The 17,761-nt window shown below is 71.2% G+C and carries 19 protein-coding genes; 15 read left to right on the forward strand and 4 right to left on the reverse strand.

The genetic code is table 11. From position 1 onward, the window contains the following. Positions 1-12: 12 nt before the first annotated feature. Complete coding sequence (locus ACIGFK_RS36560) at positions 13-1,566, reverse strand: flavin-containing monooxygenase (protein WP_376657922.1); 1,554 nt, start codon at positions 1,564-1,566, stop codon at positions 13-15. Between the two features lie 19 nt (positions 1,567-1,585). Beyond that, positions 1,586-2,482: a class I SAM-dependent methyltransferase gene (locus ACIGFK_RS36565; RefSeq protein WP_376657918.1), complete on the reverse strand. Its 897-nt coding sequence runs from the start codon at positions 2,480-2,482 to the stop codon at positions 1,586-1,588. 205 nt (positions 2,483-2,687) lie between these two features. Here ACIGFK_RS36565 and ACIGFK_RS36570 point away from each other — a divergent pair, with 205 nt between their 5' ends. Genes ACIGFK_RS36570 through ACIGFK_RS36580 form a run of 3 tightly spaced genes read left to right on the forward strand, consistent with a single transcriptional unit; the run spans position 2,688 to position 4,689 of the window. Then, positions 2,688-2,942, forward strand: coding sequence for a hypothetical protein (locus tag ACIGFK_RS36570; RefSeq protein ID WP_219665194.1), 255 nt, complete (start codon positions 2,688-2,690; stop codon positions 2,940-2,942). Positions 2,943-2,953: 11 nt separating this feature from the next. Beyond that, entirely contained in the window at positions 2,954-3,940 is a 987-nt protein-coding gene (locus ACIGFK_RS36575) for a 3-oxoacyl-ACP synthase III family protein (protein ID WP_376657919.1), read from the forward strand. Beyond that, positions 3,937-4,689, forward strand: coding sequence for an SDR family NAD(P)-dependent oxidoreductase (locus ACIGFK_RS36580; RefSeq protein ID WP_386468794.1), 753 nt, complete (start codon positions 3,937-3,939; stop codon positions 4,687-4,689). The genes ACIGFK_RS36575 and ACIGFK_RS36580 overlap by 4 nt, the downstream gene beginning before the upstream one ends. Before the next feature lie 155 nt (positions 4,690-4,844). Here the strand turns inward: ACIGFK_RS36580 and ACIGFK_RS36585 are convergent, their stop codons facing one another. After that, positions 4,845-5,738, reverse strand: coding sequence for a BTAD domain-containing putative transcriptional regulator (locus ACIGFK_RS36585; RefSeq protein ID WP_376656255.1), 894 nt, complete (start codon positions 5,736-5,738; stop codon positions 4,845-4,847). 197 nt (positions 5,739-5,935) lie between these two features. Here ACIGFK_RS36585 and ACIGFK_RS36590 point away from each other — a divergent pair, with 197 nt between their 5' ends. The 12 genes from ACIGFK_RS36590 to ACIGFK_RS36645 all read left to right on the forward strand — a co-directional run bounded on the left by ACIGFK_RS36590 (position 5,936) and on the right by ACIGFK_RS36645 (position 17,090). Further along, positions 5,936-7,147, forward strand: coding sequence for an aminotransferase class I/II-fold pyridoxal phosphate-dependent enzyme (locus ACIGFK_RS36590; protein ID WP_376656254.1), 1,212 nt, complete (start codon positions 5,936-5,938; stop codon positions 7,145-7,147). Between the two features lie 41 nt (positions 7,148-7,188). Beyond that, positions 7,189-8,442 carry a beta-ketoacyl-[acyl-carrier-protein] synthase family protein gene (locus tag ACIGFK_RS36595; RefSeq protein WP_376656253.1) on the forward strand — a complete coding sequence of 418 codons (1,254 nt, stop codon included), beginning with the start codon at positions 7,189-7,191 and terminating at the stop codon, positions 8,440-8,442. Then, positions 8,439-9,296: a MaoC/PaaZ C-terminal domain-containing protein gene (locus ACIGFK_RS36600; RefSeq protein ID WP_400055321.1), complete on the forward strand. Its 858-nt coding sequence runs from the start codon at positions 8,439-8,441 to the stop codon at positions 9,294-9,296. Before ACIGFK_RS36595 ends, ACIGFK_RS36600 begins: the two co-directional genes overlap by 4 nt. Further along, the gene (locus tag ACIGFK_RS36605; RefSeq protein ID WP_376656251.1) at positions 9,293-10,831 is read left to right on the forward strand and encodes an AMP-binding protein; all 1,539 of its coding nucleotides are present in this window, start codon (positions 9,293-9,295) and stop codon (positions 10,829-10,831) included. The genes ACIGFK_RS36600 and ACIGFK_RS36605 overlap by 4 nt, the downstream gene beginning before the upstream one ends. 10 nt (positions 10,832-10,841) lie before the next feature. Then, positions 10,842-11,099, forward strand: coding sequence for a phosphopantetheine-binding protein (locus ACIGFK_RS36610; RefSeq protein WP_376656250.1), 258 nt, complete (start codon positions 10,842-10,844; stop codon positions 11,097-11,099). A 53-nt stretch (positions 11,100-11,152) separates the two neighbouring features. Further along, on the forward strand, positions 11,153-12,217 hold the full coding sequence (locus ACIGFK_RS36615) for a hypothetical protein (protein WP_376656249.1): 1,065 nt from the start codon (positions 11,153-11,155) through the stop codon (positions 12,215-12,217). Then, on the forward strand, positions 12,210-13,085 hold the full coding sequence (trpA, locus tag ACIGFK_RS36620; RefSeq protein WP_400055323.1) for a tryptophan synthase subunit alpha: 876 nt from the start codon (positions 12,210-12,212) through the stop codon (positions 13,083-13,085). Before ACIGFK_RS36615 ends, trpA begins: the two co-directional genes overlap by 8 nt. A gap of 89 nt (positions 13,086-13,174) precedes the next feature. Continuing rightward, positions 13,175-13,549, forward strand: coding sequence for an ectoine synthase (locus ACIGFK_RS36625; protein ID WP_376656247.1), 375 nt, complete (start codon positions 13,175-13,177; stop codon positions 13,547-13,549). Between the two features lie 76 nt (positions 13,550-13,625). After that, positions 13,626-14,771 carry an acyl-CoA dehydrogenase family protein gene (locus tag ACIGFK_RS36630; RefSeq protein ID WP_376656246.1) on the forward strand — a complete coding sequence of 382 codons (1,146 nt, stop codon included), beginning with the start codon at positions 13,626-13,628 and terminating at the stop codon, positions 14,769-14,771. After that, positions 14,768-15,514 carry an N-(5'-phosphoribosyl)anthranilate isomerase gene (locus ACIGFK_RS36635; protein WP_376656245.1) on the forward strand — a complete coding sequence of 249 codons (747 nt, stop codon included), beginning with the start codon at positions 14,768-14,770 and terminating at the stop codon, positions 15,512-15,514. Before ACIGFK_RS36630 ends, ACIGFK_RS36635 begins: the two co-directional genes overlap by 4 nt. Beyond that, positions 15,511-16,233 (forward strand): indole-3-glycerol-phosphate synthase, encoded by a 723-nt coding sequence (locus ACIGFK_RS36640; RefSeq protein ID WP_376656244.1) that lies wholly within the window; start codon positions 15,511-15,513, stop codon positions 16,231-16,233. Before ACIGFK_RS36635 ends, ACIGFK_RS36640 begins: the two co-directional genes overlap by 4 nt. Further along, the gene (locus tag ACIGFK_RS36645; RefSeq protein ID WP_376656243.1) at positions 16,230-17,090 is read left to right on the forward strand and encodes an alpha/beta hydrolase; all 861 of its coding nucleotides are present in this window, start codon (positions 16,230-16,232) and stop codon (positions 17,088-17,090) included. Before ACIGFK_RS36640 ends, ACIGFK_RS36645 begins: the two co-directional genes overlap by 4 nt. Here ACIGFK_RS36645 and ACIGFK_RS36650 read toward each other — a convergent pair. Then, positions 17,087-17,665 carry a Uma2 family endonuclease gene (locus ACIGFK_RS36650; protein ID WP_376656242.1) on the reverse strand — a complete coding sequence of 193 codons (579 nt, stop codon included), beginning with the start codon at positions 17,663-17,665 and terminating at the stop codon, positions 17,087-17,089. The two genes, ACIGFK_RS36645 and ACIGFK_RS36650, sit on opposite strands and share 4 nt — an antisense overlap. Positions 17,666-17,761: the final 96 nt, after the last annotated feature.

The following is a 17,761-nucleotide window of genomic DNA, read 5'->3' on the forward strand; positions in this document are numbered from 1 at the left end:
TGCGTACGTCTCCTACTGGTGAGGTACCGGCTTGGTGCTGCGCACCCGGGAGGCGAGCTGGTACTCGCTCAGGTCCAGGCGCTTGGTGCCGCGGCGGAAGCGCCAGGTGTACGTGGGGAAGATCGAGGTGTTGCGGCCGTTGGCGTCCAGGTACCAGCTCTTGCAGCCGCCCGACATCCAGACCGTGCCCTCGAGGTGCTCGTCGAGCTTGCGGTTGTAGGCGTCCTGCGCCTCCTGCCGGACCTCGATGCTGGCCAGGCCCCGCTTCTCGGCCTGCTGGAGGGCGTCCACGATGTACTGGACCTGCGCCTCGATCATCACGGTCTGCGAGGAGTGGCCCAGGGCCGTGTTCGGGCCCAGCAGCATGAAGAGGTTGGGGAAGCCGGCGATGGTGGTGCCGCGGTGCGCGGACATCCCGTCCTTCCAGGCCTCGCGCAGCTGTACGCCGCCCTTGCCCCAGATGCGGCGCGCGACCGGGCGGTCGGTGGCCTGGAAACCGGTGCCCAGGATGATGGTGTCGACCTCGCGCTCGACCCCGTCCGTACCGACGATGGACTTGGCGCGGACCTCCGCGATGCCGTCGGTGACGATCTCCACGTTCGGCTGCTGGATCGCCGGGTACCAGGTGTTGGAGAACAGCAGCCGCTTGCAGGCCACCAGGTAGTCCGGCGTCAGGCGCTTGCGCAGCGCCTCGTCCTTCACCGACTTCTCCAGGTGGTCGCTCGCCATCTTCTGGACCTTCTCGGCGAGCTTGGGGCGCTTCCAGAAGAACGCGAGGATCTCCCGGCCCCACATGTTGAAGCCGCGCCGGAACTGCTGGTAGCCGGGGACCGAGCGCAGCATCGCGGTGTGCCGCGGGGTGTTGGGCTTGTCGGGCTTGGGGCCGATCCAGGCGGGGGTGCGCTGGTAGAGGTCCAGGTGCCCGACCTCGGGCTGGATCGCCGGGACGAACTGGATCGCCGAGGCGCCCGTGCCGATGACGGCGACGCGGCGGCCGGCCAGCTCGTGGTCGTGGTCCCAGTTCGAGGAGTGGAAGACCTTGCCCTCGAACTCCGCCAGGCCCTTGATGTCCGGTACGGCCGCCTCGCTGAGGTAGCCGGTGCCGGTCACCAGGAACTGGGCGGTGTACTGCCCCTGCGAGGTCTGGATCTTCCAGTGCCGCTCGCCCTCGTCCCAGCGGGCGGCCTCCAGCTCGTGCCCGAACCGGATGTGCGGGCGTACGCCGAAGCGGTCGGCCGTATCGCGCAGGTAGGCGTACAGCTCGTCGCGGGAGGCGAACGTCGACTTCCAGTTCGGGTTCCGGGCGAACGAGAACGAGTAGAGGTGGGACATGACGTCGCACGCACAACCCGGATAGCTGTTGTCGCGCCAGGTGCCGCCGACCTCGTCGGCCCGCTCGAACACCAGGAAGTCGTCGATGCCCGACTGCAGCAGCCGGATGGCGGTGCCCAGGCCCGAGAAGCCGGTGCCGATGACCGCGACCCGCAGGTGCCGGGTCGGGCCGCCACCGCCGGGGGCGGCTGCCGTACCGGTCAGCGCCCCGCCGTCGGTGGCCGGGTTGAGAATGCTCGCCACGTCGGCCTCCTTAGCGGCGGGTGATGGTGACGCGGAAGTTGTTGAAGAACTTGTCCTCGAGCGTGTACGCGAAGATGTCGAGGTAGCGCTCGAAGCGGGAGACGACCTCTTCGCCCTCCATGGCCACGGCCTCGTCCCGGCGCTCGGCCAGCAGGACCAGCCAGGCGCGGCAGGCCATCGCGAAGGACTCGCGCTCGTTGACGATCTCGTCGATCTCGAAGAGACCCTCGGCGGCGGAGCTCAGCTCGTGCAGGTGCGGGATGTGGCAGCCCTCGAACTCGGAGCGCTGCAGGAACTTCAGGTCGTCGAGGAGCGCGCGGTTCATCGGCAGCGCCTCGGCGGTCATGGTGTGCAGCACGAACTTCGCGCCCGGGTTCAGGGCGTTCGCGATCTGCTGGAAGAAGTAGCGGTAGCGCTTGGTGCGCTCCTTCGGCGGCAGGTTGGAGGAGACGAAGTGCTCCAGCGCGTTGATGCAGAACGCCGCGTCGTACTTCTCGCTGTCGTCGGCGACCTTGTAGTCCGCCCAGCTCTGGACCAGCGTGGTGATCTTCGGGTTGTTCAGCCCGTCGATGAACGCTTCCTGGGTACGGGAGAGGGTCAGGCCGACGGCCTGCTCCGCGCCGTGCACGGTGGTGAGGCGGTTGAGCATGGTGCCCCAGCCGCAGCCGACGTCCAGGACGCGCTTGGTGGAGCCGGCCTTGACGCCCGCGAGCTCGGCGAACTTGTCGAGCTTGCGCTCCTGGGCCTCGTCCAGGGTGGCGACGAGGTCCTCGCCGTCCTCCCAGTAGCCGCCGGAGTACATCATCGTGGGGCCCAGCAGGAGCCGGTAGAAATCGTTGCTGACCTCGTAGTGGTGCCTGATCGCATCGACCTCGGGGTCCACCGACTTGGGGGCGACCGTTGTCATCCTGATCCTCTTTCCTGCGTGTCCGGCGGGCCGTATTTCCGAATTCGCGTCAGAGAAAACCGGATGCCCCGCAAGGCGTGCGCAAGACGGGCCGGTTTCACGCCACCGGCCGGTGTTGCGCCTTCCTTGCGGGGGCGCAGCTTTTATCGCTCTCGAAAACCAGACACGCACTGCCGAGTTGCATTGCCGAGAGAGGACCGACCCCATGTCGCTGCCCACCATCGAAGAACTGGCGAGCCAGCTCGAGGCCGTTTCGGGTGCCGCGGAGGTCAGCCCCGACGCCCCGCTCCAGCACATCGCGGACGTCGACTCGCTGGACCTGATGGAGTGGCTGTACGGATTCCAGAACCAGTACCCGCACATCCCGGCCGACGAGTCCCTCTTCGCCGACCTCGACGACACGACCACGCTGCGTGACGTGTACGCGAAGATCGTCGAGCTCGTCCCGGCTCAGGCGTAGCGAGGGGTGACGTGACCGGCTTCGACATCACCGGGTGGGGCATGTCCGTACCCGAACGCATCGTCACCAGTGCCGAACTCGCCGAGCGCTTCGGCGTGGACGAGCACTGGATCACCAGCCGCTGCGGCATCCGCGAGCGGCGGGCGGTCGACCCGGGGCAGACCACCGCCTCCCTGGCCGTCGAGGCCGGCCGGCGTGCGCTGGAGAAGGCTGGCCTGACCGGCGCCGACATCGCCCACCTCATCGTCGCGACCGCCACGCCCGAGCAGCCGTCCCCCGCGACGTCCGCGTTCGTCCACCACGAGCTGGACATCGCGGGAAGCGCGCACGACGTCAACTCGGAGTGCGCCGGCTTCGTGTACGGGCTGGTGTCCGCGATGGCCCTGATCGCCATCGACCCCCGTCCGATCCTGCTGATCGGCTCCGACACCCACACCCTGACGGCCAACCCGGCCGACCGGGACCTGTCCATCCTCGTCGGCGACGGCGCGGGCGCGATCGTCCTGCAGCCGGGCTCCGAGAACCGGGTCAAGGCCTGGAACCTGGGCGCGGACGGCGCCTGCACCGGCTCCCTCAAGGTGCTCGCCGGCGGCAGCCGGATGCCCACCACGCAGGAGACGCTGGACGCGGGCCTCCACTACGCGCAGATCAACGGCAACGAGATCTACCTCAACGCCGTCCGCTACACCGTCCGCACGGTGCGCGAGACGCTGGAGAACGCCAAGGTGGACGCGGCGGACATCGACCACGTCGTACCGCACCAGGCGAACATCCGGATCATCAACTCGATCCTGTCGCACACCGGGCTCCGCCAGGAGGCCCTGATCACCAACCTCCAGAAGTACGGCAACACGGCTTCGGCGTCGATCCCGATCGCGCTGACCGAGGCCCTGGAGGAGGGCCGCATCAAGGCGGGCGACAAGGTCCTGCTGGCCGGCTTCGGAGCCGGCATGACATGGGGTTCGATCCTGATGGAATGGGGCGGTGTCGCGGCATGAGCAAGAACAGTGCGGGCGTGCGGCCGGAGTCCCCGGTCGCGCTCGTGACCGGTGCCTCGGGCGGCCTCGGCCAGGCCCTGGCGCTGGAGCTGGACGCGCTGGGCTGCCGGGTCGCGGTCCACTACAACAGCTCCCGGGAGGGAGCCGAGGCGGTCCAGGAGAAGCTGACCAACCCGTCGGTGCTGGTCACCGGTGACGTCGGTTCGTGGGAGGCCACCCAGGCCCTCTACCAGCAGATCTCCGACGAGCTCGGGCCGGTGGACGTCCTCGTCAACAACGGGGCCATCCGCAAGGACAGCCTGATGGCCATGCAGAACCCGGCGGACTGGGCGCAGGTCATCCAGACCAACCTGATCGGCTCGTTCCACACCGCGCGTGTCTCGGTGCCGTACATGCTGCGGCAGCGGTGGGGCAGGGTCATCAACATCGTGTCCCCGTCCGGCATCATCGCGACGGCCGGACAGACGGCGTACTCGGCGTCCAAGGCCGGTCTGATCGGCTTCACCCGGACCCTCGCGTCCGAGTGTGGCCGCCGTGGAGTCACGGTCAACGCGCTCTCGCCCGGCTTCATGATCACGGGCATGACGAACACCCTTCCGGACCGGGTGATCGAGGGCATGGAGGACAAGGCCCCCATCCCGCGCTTCGTCACGGTCGAAGAGGTCGCGCGCAGCGTCGGGCTCTTCCTGGACCAGGACTGCATGACGGGCCAGGTCATCAGCATCGACAGCGGGGTGTCCATCACCTGACCCCCGCGGTCGCCCCCTCGGCTCCGGCCTCCCACCCCCCGGGGAGGCCGGAGCCTCTCGTCGTACGTGCGTGCAGCTGCACGAAAGGCCGCCGCCGCGGAGACTCCGCGGCGGCGGCCTTTCGTACGTTTCGGAGGGGCAGGGGCAGGGGCGGATCAGGCGGCGGGGGAGGACGCCACCCGGTGCGTGACGCAGCCGGCGGCCGGTGAACGGGTGCCGGGCGCGCGGTGGTCCACCTCGAAGACCCCCATCAGCACCGGGTCCAGGCAGGTGCACGAGCGCGGGGCCGGCCTGGGCTCCGGAGTGCGCAGCAGCTCCAGGTAGGCCGCCTCCGTCTCCGGGGCGGGGTCTATGCCGAGCTCCTCCGCCAGCACCTCGCGCAGCTGCTGGTAGCTGCGCAGCGCCTCGGCGCGGTTGCCGGCCCTCGAGTGGGCCGTCATCCGGCAGCGGTAGGCGCTCTCCCGGAACGGGGCCCGGCGCACGGCCTCCTCCGCGTAGCGCAGGGAGTGGTGCTCGTCGCCCAGTGCGGAGGAGGACAGGCTCGCGATCTCCAGCGCCTTCAGGCGGAGTTCCTCGAGCTGCTCGCGCATCGCGTCGACCCATTCGCCCTCGTGCGAGGGCAGGAACGAGCCGCGCAGGTTCGACACCGCGCCGGCCGCGAGCTGCTGGGAGACCGCGTAGGCCCCCGCCGCGTACGCCTCGGCGGCCTCCGTCACGGCGATCTCGGCGCACTCCACGTCCACGGCCGCGTCCTGCGGCAGTCGCAGGATGTAACGGCCGCCCTGCGCGATGAGGGGAGTGACCCCCGGCTGGTCCCCGGGCGTCGTGACGAAGGTGCGCACCCGGCTCACCAGGCTGCGCAGCGCGGACGCCCAGGTGTCCGGCAGGCCCTCGGGCCAGATGGTTTCGGCCAGTTGGTCACGGTCCGTGCCCCCGGCGCGCTCCATGAGCAGTCGTGCGAAGGCCACCTGTGCCTGGGCGCTCGACAGGTGTTGTGGCGGTGCTCCGTCCGGCTCGATCGTGACAAGGCCTACGAGTCTGATCAGCACTATGCACTCTCCGAAACGGTCGTCAATCCGGCCGAGTCCCCCAAGGTCGTGCGATTCAGAGAATAGCGGCGGCCTGCTCTTGCGTCGCTCTTGCGCCCCCCGAGCCTTAATGGAATTCCACTAGAGCCGAGCCGGAAAAACGGCGGAGCACCGATGGAGTTCCGGGTCAGCCGGACGATCACGACGAGGAGAAGAACGTGAACTCATCCGCTGCCTGGAAGCGCCTGGAGCCGAAGCTGGCGTATTTCCGCGACCGCGTCGCGCAGCTGGAATACGAGCCCAACCGGAAGAACAGCTTCGTCGCCTACACGGCCGAGCGGGACTCCGCGTACGCCGACCAGGACGGCCGCCGGCTGCTGATGATGTCCGGCTACTCCTACCTCGGCCTCGCCGGCGACGAGCGCGTCGTCGCGGCCGCCAAGGCCGCCGTCGACCTCTACGGCACCGGCAACCACGGCGTCCGCGCCCTGGCCGGAACGACCCCCCTGCACGAGGAGCTGGAGGCCGAGGTCGCCAAGGTGGCCGGCCGCGAGAAGGCACTGGTCTTCGGCTCCGGCTACGCCGCGAACACCGGCACCGTCGGCGCGATCGTCGGCCCCGGCGACACCGTCTTCATCGACAAGTACGACCACGCCAGCATCGTCGACGGCTGCAAGCTCTCAGGCGCCAAGGTCGTCCGCTTCCGCCACAACGACGTCGCCCACCTGGAGCGCCGCCTCGCCACCGCCCCCGACACCGGCGTCCGCCTCGTCATCGTCGACAGCGTCTACTCCATGGACGGCGACATCGCCCCCCTGGTCGACCTGCGCAAGGTCTGCGACGCCCACAACGCGCTGCTGATGGTCGACGAGGCCCACGCGCTCGGCGTCATCGGTGCCACCGGCAAGGGCATCGAGGAGCACTTCAACTACGAGGTGAAGGTCGACGTCAAGCTCGGGACCCTCTCCAAGGCCATCCCCTCCATGGGCGGCTGGGTCGCCGGCTCCGCCGAGTTCATCCACCACCTGCGCTACGCGGCCCGCCCCTTCCTCTTCTCCGCGGCCCTCGGCGGCGCCCAGACCGGCGCGGCCCTGGAGTCCCTGCGGATCCTGCAGCGCGAGCCCGAGCGCGTCGAGTTCATCCAGAAGGAGTCCCAGCGCTTCCGCGACACCCTCAACGACGCCGGGATCAGCACCGTCGACAGCGAGACCGCGGTCGTCCCGGTCATCGCCGGCTCCGACGACTCCGCCTACGACCTCGCCACCGTCGCCCGCAAGAACGGCGTCATCGGCCTCCCCGTGGTCACCCCGGCCGTCCCCAACGACCTGGCCCGGCTGCGCATCGCCATCACCGCAGCCCACACCAAGGCGGACCTCGAGTTCGCGGCCGAGGCCTTCATCAAGTCGGCGCGCGAGTGCCGGATCATCTGACCGCCCTCACGACGACCGTTCACACCCTTCAGGGAGCAGACATGCCTGGACCGTCCAGGGGCAGTTCGGCCCGGCCGCCCGTAGCCATCACCGGCATGGGCGTGGTCACCCCCGGCGGGTGCACCCCGGACGAGCTGTGGCAGACGCTGCGGGCCGGCCGGTCCACCGCCGCCGAGCTCACCCACTTCGACCTCAGCCGCCACCGCGTGAAGATCGGCTGCCGCGTCCGCGGCCTCGACGGCCTCGCCGGGCTCGTCCCGGCCAAGGAAGCCCGCCGGATGGACCCCTTCGCCCACTACGGAACGGCCGCGGCCCTCGCCGCCCACCGCGACGCGGGATCGCCCACCGCCGAAGCCGGCCGCACCGCCATCGTCGTCGGCAACGCCGTCGGCGGCCGCGCCACCAGCGACCTGGAGTCCGCCCACTTCACCGAGGGCGGCCCGGCCAAGGTGAACCCGCTGATGCCGCTGATGACGATGCCCAACGCGGCCGCCGCGCACATCGCCATCCGGCTCGGCTGGACCGGCCCCGCCCTCACCGTCGCCAACACCTGCGCCAGCGGCGCCGACGCCATCGGCCACGCCCTGATGCTGCTGCAGACCGGCCGCGCCGACCTCGTCATCGCCGGCGGTGCCGAGCACACGCTCACCCCGGTCACCCTGGCCGGCTTCGGGAACCTCAACGCGGTCTCCTTCCGCAACGACGACCCGGAGCACGCCTCGCGCCCCTTCGACAAGGACCGCGACGGCTTCGTGATGGGGGAGGGCGCAGGGTTCGTCGTACTGGAACGGCTCGACGACGCGCTGGCCCGCGGCGCGAAGACGTACGGGCTGGTCGCCGGGTACGCCGCCACCGCCGACGCCCACCACCTCGCGATGCCGCTCCCCGACGGTGCGGGAGCCGCGGACGCCATGGCCGGCGCCATCGCCGACGCAGGACTCGACCCCTCCGACATCGTGCACGTCAACGCGCACGGCACCTCGACCCCGCACAACGACCGGTCCGAGGCGGCGGCCCTGAGGAAGGTGTTCGGCACCTCCCAGCCGCCCGTCACCGCCCCGAAGTCGGTCATCGGCCACCTCATCGGCGCCGCCGGGGCCGTCGAACTCATCGCCACCGTGCAGGCCATGCGGCACTGCGAGGTGCCGCCCACCGCCAACCACGAACAGCTGGAGCCAGGAATGGACATCGACGTCGTCCACGGCGCACCCCGCACCGTGCCCTCGGGACCCGCGATCACGAACTCCTTCGGGTTCGGCGGCCACAACTCCTCCGTGGTGGTGACGCCGGTATGACGCTCCTGTCGCTGCCCTCCCCGGTCCGCACGCTCACCGTCACCGAGCCCCAGATCACCGACTACCGCGGCGCCGCCCGGCGCGGGCTGACCACCGCCCGCCCCGGCCAGGCCTCGCCCGTCCACACCTTCGTCCTCGCCCACACCGTGGCCGAGCAGACCGTCGCCGCACTGACCGAGGCCGAGCCGGGCCCGGTGTCCGTGGTCCACCTCGGCCAGGACATCCGCACCCTGCGCCCCGTCCGGCCCGGCGAGGAGGTGACCGTACGCCTCGACGTGGTCGGCATACGCAAGGAGCCGCGCGGCGCCCGGATCGCGCTGCGGGTCCGCCTCATCGGCGAGGACGGCCCGGAGCCCTTCGCGGAACTCGTCATCTCCGCCCTGCTGGTGGGCGCGACCCTGCTGGAGCCCTTCGGCGACATCGCTGGCGGCCCCGCCGCCCCCACCCCGCTCGGGGCGGGCGAGGCGCAGACCGCGGTGCACGAGCTGACCACCGACTGGATCAGTACGTACGCCCACGCCTCCGGCGACCTGAACCCCATCCACCTCGACGAGGAGGCGGCCCGCGGGGCCGGCTTCGACACCGTCATCGCGCACGGCATGAGCGTCGTCGCCCTCGCCGTGGAGGAGGCCGTGGACCGCTTCGCGGACGGCGACTCCGCCACGGTGCGCGGCCTCGGCTGCCGCTTCTCGGCCCCCGTGCCGCCCGGCATCCCGCTGGAGATCGCCCTCCAGCCCGACGCCGAGGCCCGCGTCGTCCGCTTCACCTGCAAGACGCCCAAGGGCGCCGCCGTCAAGAGCGGCTGGATCGAGTTCGACCGGCCGGCCGCGCAGGGGGCGGGTGAGGCGCCGTGACCGGGATCCCGAGCACTCCCGCCGTCGAACTCGGCCTCCTGGGCGGCTTCCTGACCCAGGTCCGCGACCGGCCGCACGCCACCGCCCTCGTCTTCAACGGGGAGGAGACCACCTACCGCGAGCTGTACGAGCTGGCGGGGCAGGAACGGGACCGGCTCGCCCGGCTCGGACTCGCCCCCGGAGTGCCGGTCGGCGTCCTCGCCGACAAGTCCCCCGCCACCGTGGCCCTCGTACTCGGATGCCTGCTCTCCCACCGGCCGCTGCTGCTCCCGTCCCCCGCCCTCGCCGACACCCTGCTCGCCGATCTGTTCGCCCAGGCCGGCTGCGCCCACGTCCTCGCCCCCGGCGGCGAGAGCGCCCGGGTCGCACCCAACCCGGACGTCGCCGCCCAGCCGCTGCCGGCCGACGAGGCCGCCGACACGGCCTTCATGCTCACCACCTCCGGCTCCACCAGCCTCCCGAAGATCGTCCCGATCAGCCTGGGCGCCGTGGACCGCTTCACCCGGTGGGCGGGCAACGCCTTCGAGATCGGCCCCGACCGGACCGTCCTCAACTACGCCCCCCTCAACTTCGACCTCTGCCTCCTCGACGTCTGGACCACCCTCGCCCGCGGCGGACGCGTGGTCCTCGTCGACCCGGCACTGGCCGCCCACGGCCGCCACCTCAGCGACCTGGTCCGGCGCCACGACGTGCACGTGGTGCAGGCCGTACCGATGGCCTTCGGGCTCCTCCAGGACGCCGCCGCCAAGACCGGCGACACCTTCCCCGGCGTCGAGCACGTGATGTTCACCGGGGACGCCATCCCCGACCGGACCTTCGCCGCCCTGCCCGCCCTCTTCCCCAAGGCCCGCATCCACAACATCTACGGCTGCACCGAGACCAACGACAGCTTCATCCACGAGGTCGACACGTCGGCCACCTCCTTCCCGCCCGTCCCGATCGGCCGCCCGCTGCCGGGCGTGCTCACCCTCGTCCTCGACCCCGACACCCTCGCCCCCGTCGAAGGCCCCGGCAGCGGAGAGCTGTTCGTCTCCACGCCGTTCCAGACCCGCGGCTACCTCGACCGGACCCGGCACGCCGACAAGTTCACCGGCCACCCGCTCGGCCTCGACGACCGCCGCTGGTTCCGCACCGGCGACCTCGTACGGCGCGACGCCGCCGGCACCCTGCACCTGACCGGCCGCACCGACTTCCAGGTCAAGGTGCGCGGGGTCGCCGTCAACACCGCCGAGATCGAACGGGTCCTGCAGGAACACCCCGAGGTCCTGGAAGCCGGCGTCGCCGCCCTGCCCGACCCGATCGCCGGCAAGCGGCTCATCGCAGGAGTCCAGCGGGCCCCCGGGTCCACGCTGACCGGCCTCCAGCTCCGTACGCACTGCGCCCGGCACCTGCCCAGGGCCGCCGTGCCCCACCAGCTCACCCTCACCGACGTGCCGTTGCCGAAGACGGCCACCGGAAAGGTCGACCGCAAGGCGCTCGACCGGCTCGACCAGCTGAGCCTCACCACCACACCCGTCGCCACACCTCTCGTCTAAGGAATCCGTCATGAGCAACGTCGACACGATCAAGAACTTCGTCATCACCGAGTTCCTCCCGGGCACCCCGGCCTCCGAGCTGGCCGTCGAGCACGACCTCCTCAACGACGGGGTCATCGACAGCCTGGGCGTCCTCAAGCTGATCGCCTGGGTCGAGGACCGCTTCGAGCTCGCCATCGGCGACGAGGACCTGGACCCCAACAACTTCCGCAGCGTCGAGGCGATCGACACCTTCATCAGCCAGGCCCGCAGCACGGCCGCCGCCTAGGCCAACCACCCACGCAACCCGACGGCCACGACGGAGACGAGACGGAGACGACCGTGCACGACGCACTCACCGGTCTGCTGGAGCAGAAGGCTCCCGTCGACCGCGAGACCTGGCGGTCCTGGTGGGACCAGCTGGGCGCGGGAGGCCTCGACAAGGCCGAGGTCCTCGCCCTGCTGGCCTCCCTGACCAGCCGGCTCCCCGACCACCGGACCCTGCGCCACCTGCTGGACTCGCTCGCCGAGCGCCGGCCGGCGGGCCCGGTGACCACCCCCTGGGAAGGCACCGTGAACGTCGTCGGCACCGGCGGCGGGCCCAAGACCTTCAACATCTCCACCGCCTCGGCGTTCGTCGCCGCGGCCGCAGGGGTCAAGGTCGTCAAAACCGGCTCCCGGGCCTACACCAGCTCGCTCGGCTCCGTCGACCTGCTGGAACGGCTCGGAGTCCGTCTCACCTCCTCCTACGCCCAGACCGAGGACACCCTCGACGCCTTCGGGATCGCCTTCGCCGGGCCGTTCGTCTACCCGGCCCAGCTGACCCGGCTGGCCCGGACCGTGGCCCCGACGAGCATGAAGCCTTTCGGCCGGTTCCTGAACGCCCTGGGCCCCTTCCTCGCCGACCTGCCGGTGGCCGCCCAGGTCACCGGGGTCTCGGCGGCCGCACCGATCGACACCCTGCGGGAGCTCGCCGCGACCACCACGACCCGCCGCATCTGGCTCACCACCAACGACACCGGCGCGGACGAACTGCTCCCCTTCGCCACCAACACCATCCACGGGGACCGCTCCCCGGCCCGGATCATCCGGCCGGGCGAACTCACCCCCGGCGACGGCTCCTTCGGCGACCTCCGGCCGGCCGCCGACCCGGCCGGGGCCGTGGACCACTTCCTCTCCGTCCTCTCCGGAGCGGCGGGCCGGGTGGCCACCCGTACGGTCTGCCTCGGTGCGGCCGCCCTGGTCGTCGCCGCCGGCCACCGCCGGGACTGGTCCTCCGCGGTCTCGCTGGCCGAGGAGGCCGTCCGCTCCGGCGCCGCCCACGACCTGGCGCAGCGCCTGGCGGCGGCGGCCGCGGCGAAGGCCCCGGCTCCGGCTCCGCGCACCCTGGCGGTGGCCAGTGTCTAGCCCCACGGCGGCGGGGACCCTCGCGGCCCCGACCGCGGCGAACGCACCCGCCCCCGCTCCCTTCTTCGCCCGCCGCACCCCCGGCGGGGTGCCCGGACTGGCGCTGTTCCTCAACGCGGGCGACCCGCCCCTGCCGGTCCTGCGGGACCTGGTCCTGATGCTCGACGAGGAGGGCGTGGACTGCCTGGAACTGGCCGTCCCGTTCCCCGACTCGGTCACCGACGGCCCGGTCGTCCGGCGCTCCGCGCGCCGGGCCCTGGACCGCGGCGGGGCCGGACTGGACGACGTACTCGCCTTCATCGCGGACGTACGGCCGCACCTGTCGCACCTGCGGATCGCCCTGCTCGCCGACTGGAGCCACTCCCTCAAGCACCGGGACCTGGCCGCCACCACCCGCGAGATCGCCGCGTCGGGAGCGGACGGGCTGCTGGTGCACGCGCTGCCGCCGAGGCTGCGCGAGGAACACCTGGAATCCGCCGCGGCGGCCGGCCTCCCGGTCGTCACCACCTGCTACGCCAAGAGCGACCCCGGGACGCAGGCGCTGGCCGCCGCACACGCCTCGGCCTACCTCTACCTCGTCGCCCACTACGGACGCAGCGGGACCGCACCCGCCGAAGGCCATGCCGCGCTGGCGCGGACGGTCACCGCACTCCGGGCGCACACCGACTCCCCGATCGCCGTCGGCTTCGGGGTCAGCACACGGCAGGACGTCGAGGCGGTCGGCGCGGCCGGCGCCGACGCCGCGATCATCGGCTCCGCCGCGGTGGCGGCCGTGGAGCGGGCGCAGGAGGCCGGCCGCGACGTGACCGAAGCCTTCCGCGAGTTCGTCCGCTCGGTCCTGCCCGAGGAACCGCGCAGCACCACCTGAGCCTCACCGCCTGACCGATCCACCAGAAGAAGAAGGTTCCACCCCTCATCCGGAACATCCGCGCACCACCATCACACCGGGAGACCGTCATGATCGTTCGCGACATCGAGTCCGTGAAGACCGTCGAGTGGGGCAACGGCCTCAGCCGCCGCTTCCTCCTCGCCTCCGACGGCCTGGGTTACTCGCTCACCGACACCCTCGTCCTGGCCGGCACCAAGTCCCGCCTGGAGTACGTCAACCACCTCGAGGCCTGCTACTGCATCGCGGGCTCCGGCGAGGTCATCGAGCTCGACGGCACCTCGCACGAGATCGTCCCGGGCCGGATGTACGCCCTCGACCAGCACGACGCGCACTACCTCGTCGCCAGCCCGCATGAGGACCTTCGCCTGGTCTGCGTCTTCTCGCCGGCCCTGCGCGGCGACGAGGTCCACAGCCTCGACGCCCACACCTCCTCCGCCTACTGAGGCGCCCCGGCGCACCCGGCGCCCACCCGGAGCGCCACTCATCCGAAGCACCGCCACCGAAACAAAGGGGTCCGTCGTGATCCGTTGGAACGCCGACCAGGCCGAGCTGCGCGACAGCCTGGAGCGGTGGGGAGACGCACTCAGCGCAGACCACATCGAGCTCGACGAGCAGTCCGCCTTCTCGGAGGACAAGTGGAAGCTCGTCCAGAAGACCGGGATCCTCTCACTGCCCTTCGACGAGGACTTCGGAGGCCTCGGGCAGTCGATCCTCACGACCATGTACGTGCTGGAAGGGCTCGGCGAGTACAACCGCGACGCGGGCCTCAGCTTCTCGGTCACCACGTCCATCTGCTCGACCGGAATCCCGCTCCAGCAGTTCGGCACCGTCGAGCAGAAGGAGCGCTACCTGCCCCTGATCTGCTCGGGCGAGGCGATCGGCGCCCACGCCATCACCGAGGCCGAGGGCGGCTCCGACGCCATGGCGATGGGCACCCGGGCCGTCCGTGACGGGGACGACTTCGTCATCAACGGCAGCAAGGTCTTCGTCAGCAACGGACCGGTCGCGGACCTGGTCGTGGTCTACGCCCGGACCCACCCGGACGGCGGGCCGCTCGGAACGACGGCGTTCCTGGTGGACCGCAACACCCCCGGGATCACGGCCGGCAAGCCCATCAAGAAGATGGGTCTGCGGACCTCGCCGATCAGCGAGCTGTTCTTCGACGACGTACGGGTGCCCAGGAGCGCGGTGCTCGGCAGGGTCGGCGGCGGGTTCATGGTCATGGACTACGTGATGAAGCGGGAGATCCTCTTCTCCTTCATCGTCAACGTGGGCGAGATGCAGCACCGGCTGGAGCGGTGTGTCGAATACGCGAAGACGCGTAAGTCGTTCGGAAAGGCGATCGGTTCGTACCAGACGATCGCCAACAAGATCGTCGACATGAAGATCCAGCTGGAGACCGCCCGCAAGTGGCTCTACGACACGGGCGAGCGGCTGCAGGCCGGCGAGAACGTCACCCAGGACCTCGCCATCGCCAAGCTCGTCACCAGCGAGGCCAACCTGGCCGGCAGCATCAGCGCCGTGCAGATCTTCGGCGGCCACGGCTACATGTCGGAGTTCGGCCTCGAGCAGGAAGTGCGCAACGCCGTCGGCGGCACCATCTACTCCGGCTCCAACGAGATCCAGTACAACCGCATCGCCTCCACACTGGGGCTGGGCAAGTGACCACCACGCGCCCGCTGTCCCAGACCCTGCTGAAGGTCTGCGGGGCCACGGTCCCGCAGGACATCGAGGCGGCGGCGGCCGCCGGGGCGGACTGCGTCGGGCTCTGGCACGGCGTACCCGGCGGCCCGTCGGAGCTGGACCGGGACGGGCTCGCCGCCCTCGCGGCGGCGGCCCGCTCGGCCGGGCTCCTCCCGGTCTTGGTGACCTTCCTGGCCGACCCCCGCGAGATCGCCGGGCTCGTCCGGAGCACCGGGGCCGGCTGGGTCCAGCTCCACGCCTACCAGCCGCCGGCCGTCGTACGGGCCCTGCGCGAGCAACTGCCCGCCGAGACCGGCATCGTCAAGGTCCTGCACGTCGAGGAGCGCGGCGGCTGCGTGGAACGCCCGCTGATCGGCGCGTACGAACGGGCCGGCACCGACCTCTTCCTCCTCGACACGGCCACCGGGGACGGCCGCATCGGCAGCACCGGACGCACCCTCGACCCGGCCCACCTCACCGCCCTGCTGCCCCGGCTGACCAGGCCCTTCCTGCTCGCCGGCGGACTGTCCCCGGCCAACCGCCCCGCCTACGAGGAGGTCGTGCACCACCACGGGTTCCGCGGCATCGACGTGGACACCGCGGCGCGCGACCTGACGACCGGCCGCTTCGGCGTCCCGGAGATCGCAGCCCTGGCCCGCGCCTGGCGCACCGACCCCTCTCCCTCACACATCACCGACGACCCTCGACTGGAGCTTTCGCGATGACGAAGCAGAACCGGACCGGCTTCCCTTTTCTCGAGGCCCTCCAGGCCTCCCCCACCCCAGTCGTGATGGAGGTGAAGCGGCGCGACGCGCACGGATACGACCTGGTCGGCGGCAGAACCCCGGCCGCGATCGTGGGGTCGTACGAACTCGCGGGCGCGCCCTGCATCTCCGTGGTGACGGGCCGCTGGTTCGGCGGCTCGCCCGCCCTGCTGCGGGACGTGGCGGCGCTGACCGACCTCCCGCTCCTCCAGAAGGACTTCATCACCAGGAAGGACCAGATCCGTACGGCCAAGGAGCTCGGCGCCTCCGCGGTGCTGCTGACGGCGGCCCTGCTGCCCGCGTCGAGCATGGGAACGCTGGTCACGGAATGCCTGCTGACCGGCCTCACCCCCTTCGTGGAGGTCACCGACGAATCCGAACTCGAAGCGGTCCACCACCCCGAGGAGTGCGTGATCGCGGTCAACAACAAGGACATCAAGACGCGCGAGCGCGGCGCCGGCGACCTCGGCCGCTCCCTGGACCTGCTCCCGGCGCTCCGCGCGATCGGCACCGCCTGCCCCGTCAGCGCCAGCGGCATCGAGGGCCCGGCGAACGCCGCCGAACTCCTCGACGCCGGCTTCGGCGGCCTCCTGGTCGGCACCTCGCTGCTGCGCACCGGATCCCCGACGGCGTGGGTGGACGCGATGGCCTCGGCACGGAAGGAGCTGGCGGTCCGATGACCACACTGTTGGGCGGAGTGCGCCCCTACACCCTGAACGCGGCGGGCATCCCGCTGTCGGCGATCCTGGCGCTGCCGGAAGGCGCGGCGGCGGACTCAGCCCCCCGCTCGACGATCCTGGCCATCCACGGCCGGGGCATGCGGGCGGCGTACTGGAATTCCTTCATCCCCCTCGCCACCAGCCTGGGCCACGCGGTCCTGGCGGTCGACCGGCCGGGTTACGGCGACTCGGCGGACCTGCTGCCGGAGGGCCAGGGCCTGGCCGCCCAGGCGGAGACCCTCCACGCGGCCCTCAAGGAACACGCCGCCACGCACGACATCGGCGCCGGAGCCTTCCTCCTGGGCCACTCGGACGGCGGCAAAGTCGCGCTCCACACGGCGGCCACGGACGGCGGCGTTCCGCTGCTAGGCCTGGACGCGTCGGGCGTCGGCTACCGCTACAACCCCGAGGCCCTGCACTTCCCGTCGACCCTCGGCGGCGGCGCCACCAAACTCAACTGGGGCCCGCTGCCCCTCTACCCGCGCGGCACCTTCCAGGCCAGCCGCGCCCTCCTGTCCCCGACCCCGCCGCGGGAATCGGCCGAAACCCTCCGCTGGCCCGGCCAGTACGAGGACCTGGCGGACCGCGTGCGCATCCCCGTCCGCCTCACCTTCGCCGAACACGAGGCCTGGTGGGACCTTGACCCCGCCGTCCTGACGGCGATGGCCTCCCGCCTCACCTCGTCCCCGAGGGTGGCCCTGGAACACCTCCCGGCCGCGGGCCACAACATCAGCCTCGGCCACGCGGCGGCGGCGTACCACCTGCGGGTGCTGATGTTCCTGGAGGAGTGCCTGCCGCCGGCGGGCGCGGGCGCCTAGAGCTCGGAGGTGTCGAGCTCGATCCCGAACGGCTCGGGCAGCCGGAGGGCCGTACCGAAGGGGTACGGCCCTTCGACGCGGGTGTAGCCCAACGGCCCGGGGTCGGCAAAGAGCGTCACGCTCTGCTCGATCAGGTCCACGAGGAGGTAGAGCGGGGCACCGTACTCGGCGTATCGGCGACGCTTCACCACCCGGTCGGTGTCGGCGTTCGAAGGAGAGGTCACCTCGACGACGAGCAGCGCGTCGGCCGGCAGGAGAGCACTGCTGCCCTTCGCCAGATCTCTCGGGACCACGGCGATGTCAGGCACGTACCAGTTGGGGGACCCCGGGAGGTCGATGTTGCCGGCCCCGGTGGCACAGCCCAGTTCCCTGGCTCGGGCCTTGACCTGATCGCGGATGGCCTCGATGGCCAATTCATGGTCCCAGGTGGGTGGCACGGATTCGATGACCCCCTCGATGATCTGGGCGCGATCACCCTTGATGTGCTGGACGGCGTACTTCAAGGCGCGCTCGGGGTCGGCCACCTGGCTGTAGTCGGTAGGACCCCCACCAGGGCCGACCGGTGCTGTGCTCATACCGCTGCGCTCCTCTCCTTCATCAACGCGACGGTACCTCCGGCGGGAGGGCCGGGCACCCTACAGCGGCTCCCCGGTCACTCGAACGAGGGGCCG

Origin of the sequence: Streptomyces sp. NPDC085524, from assembly GCF_044541755.1 — a bacterium.
GTDB lineage: Bacteria > Actinomycetota > Actinomycetes > Streptomycetales > Streptomycetaceae > Streptomyces.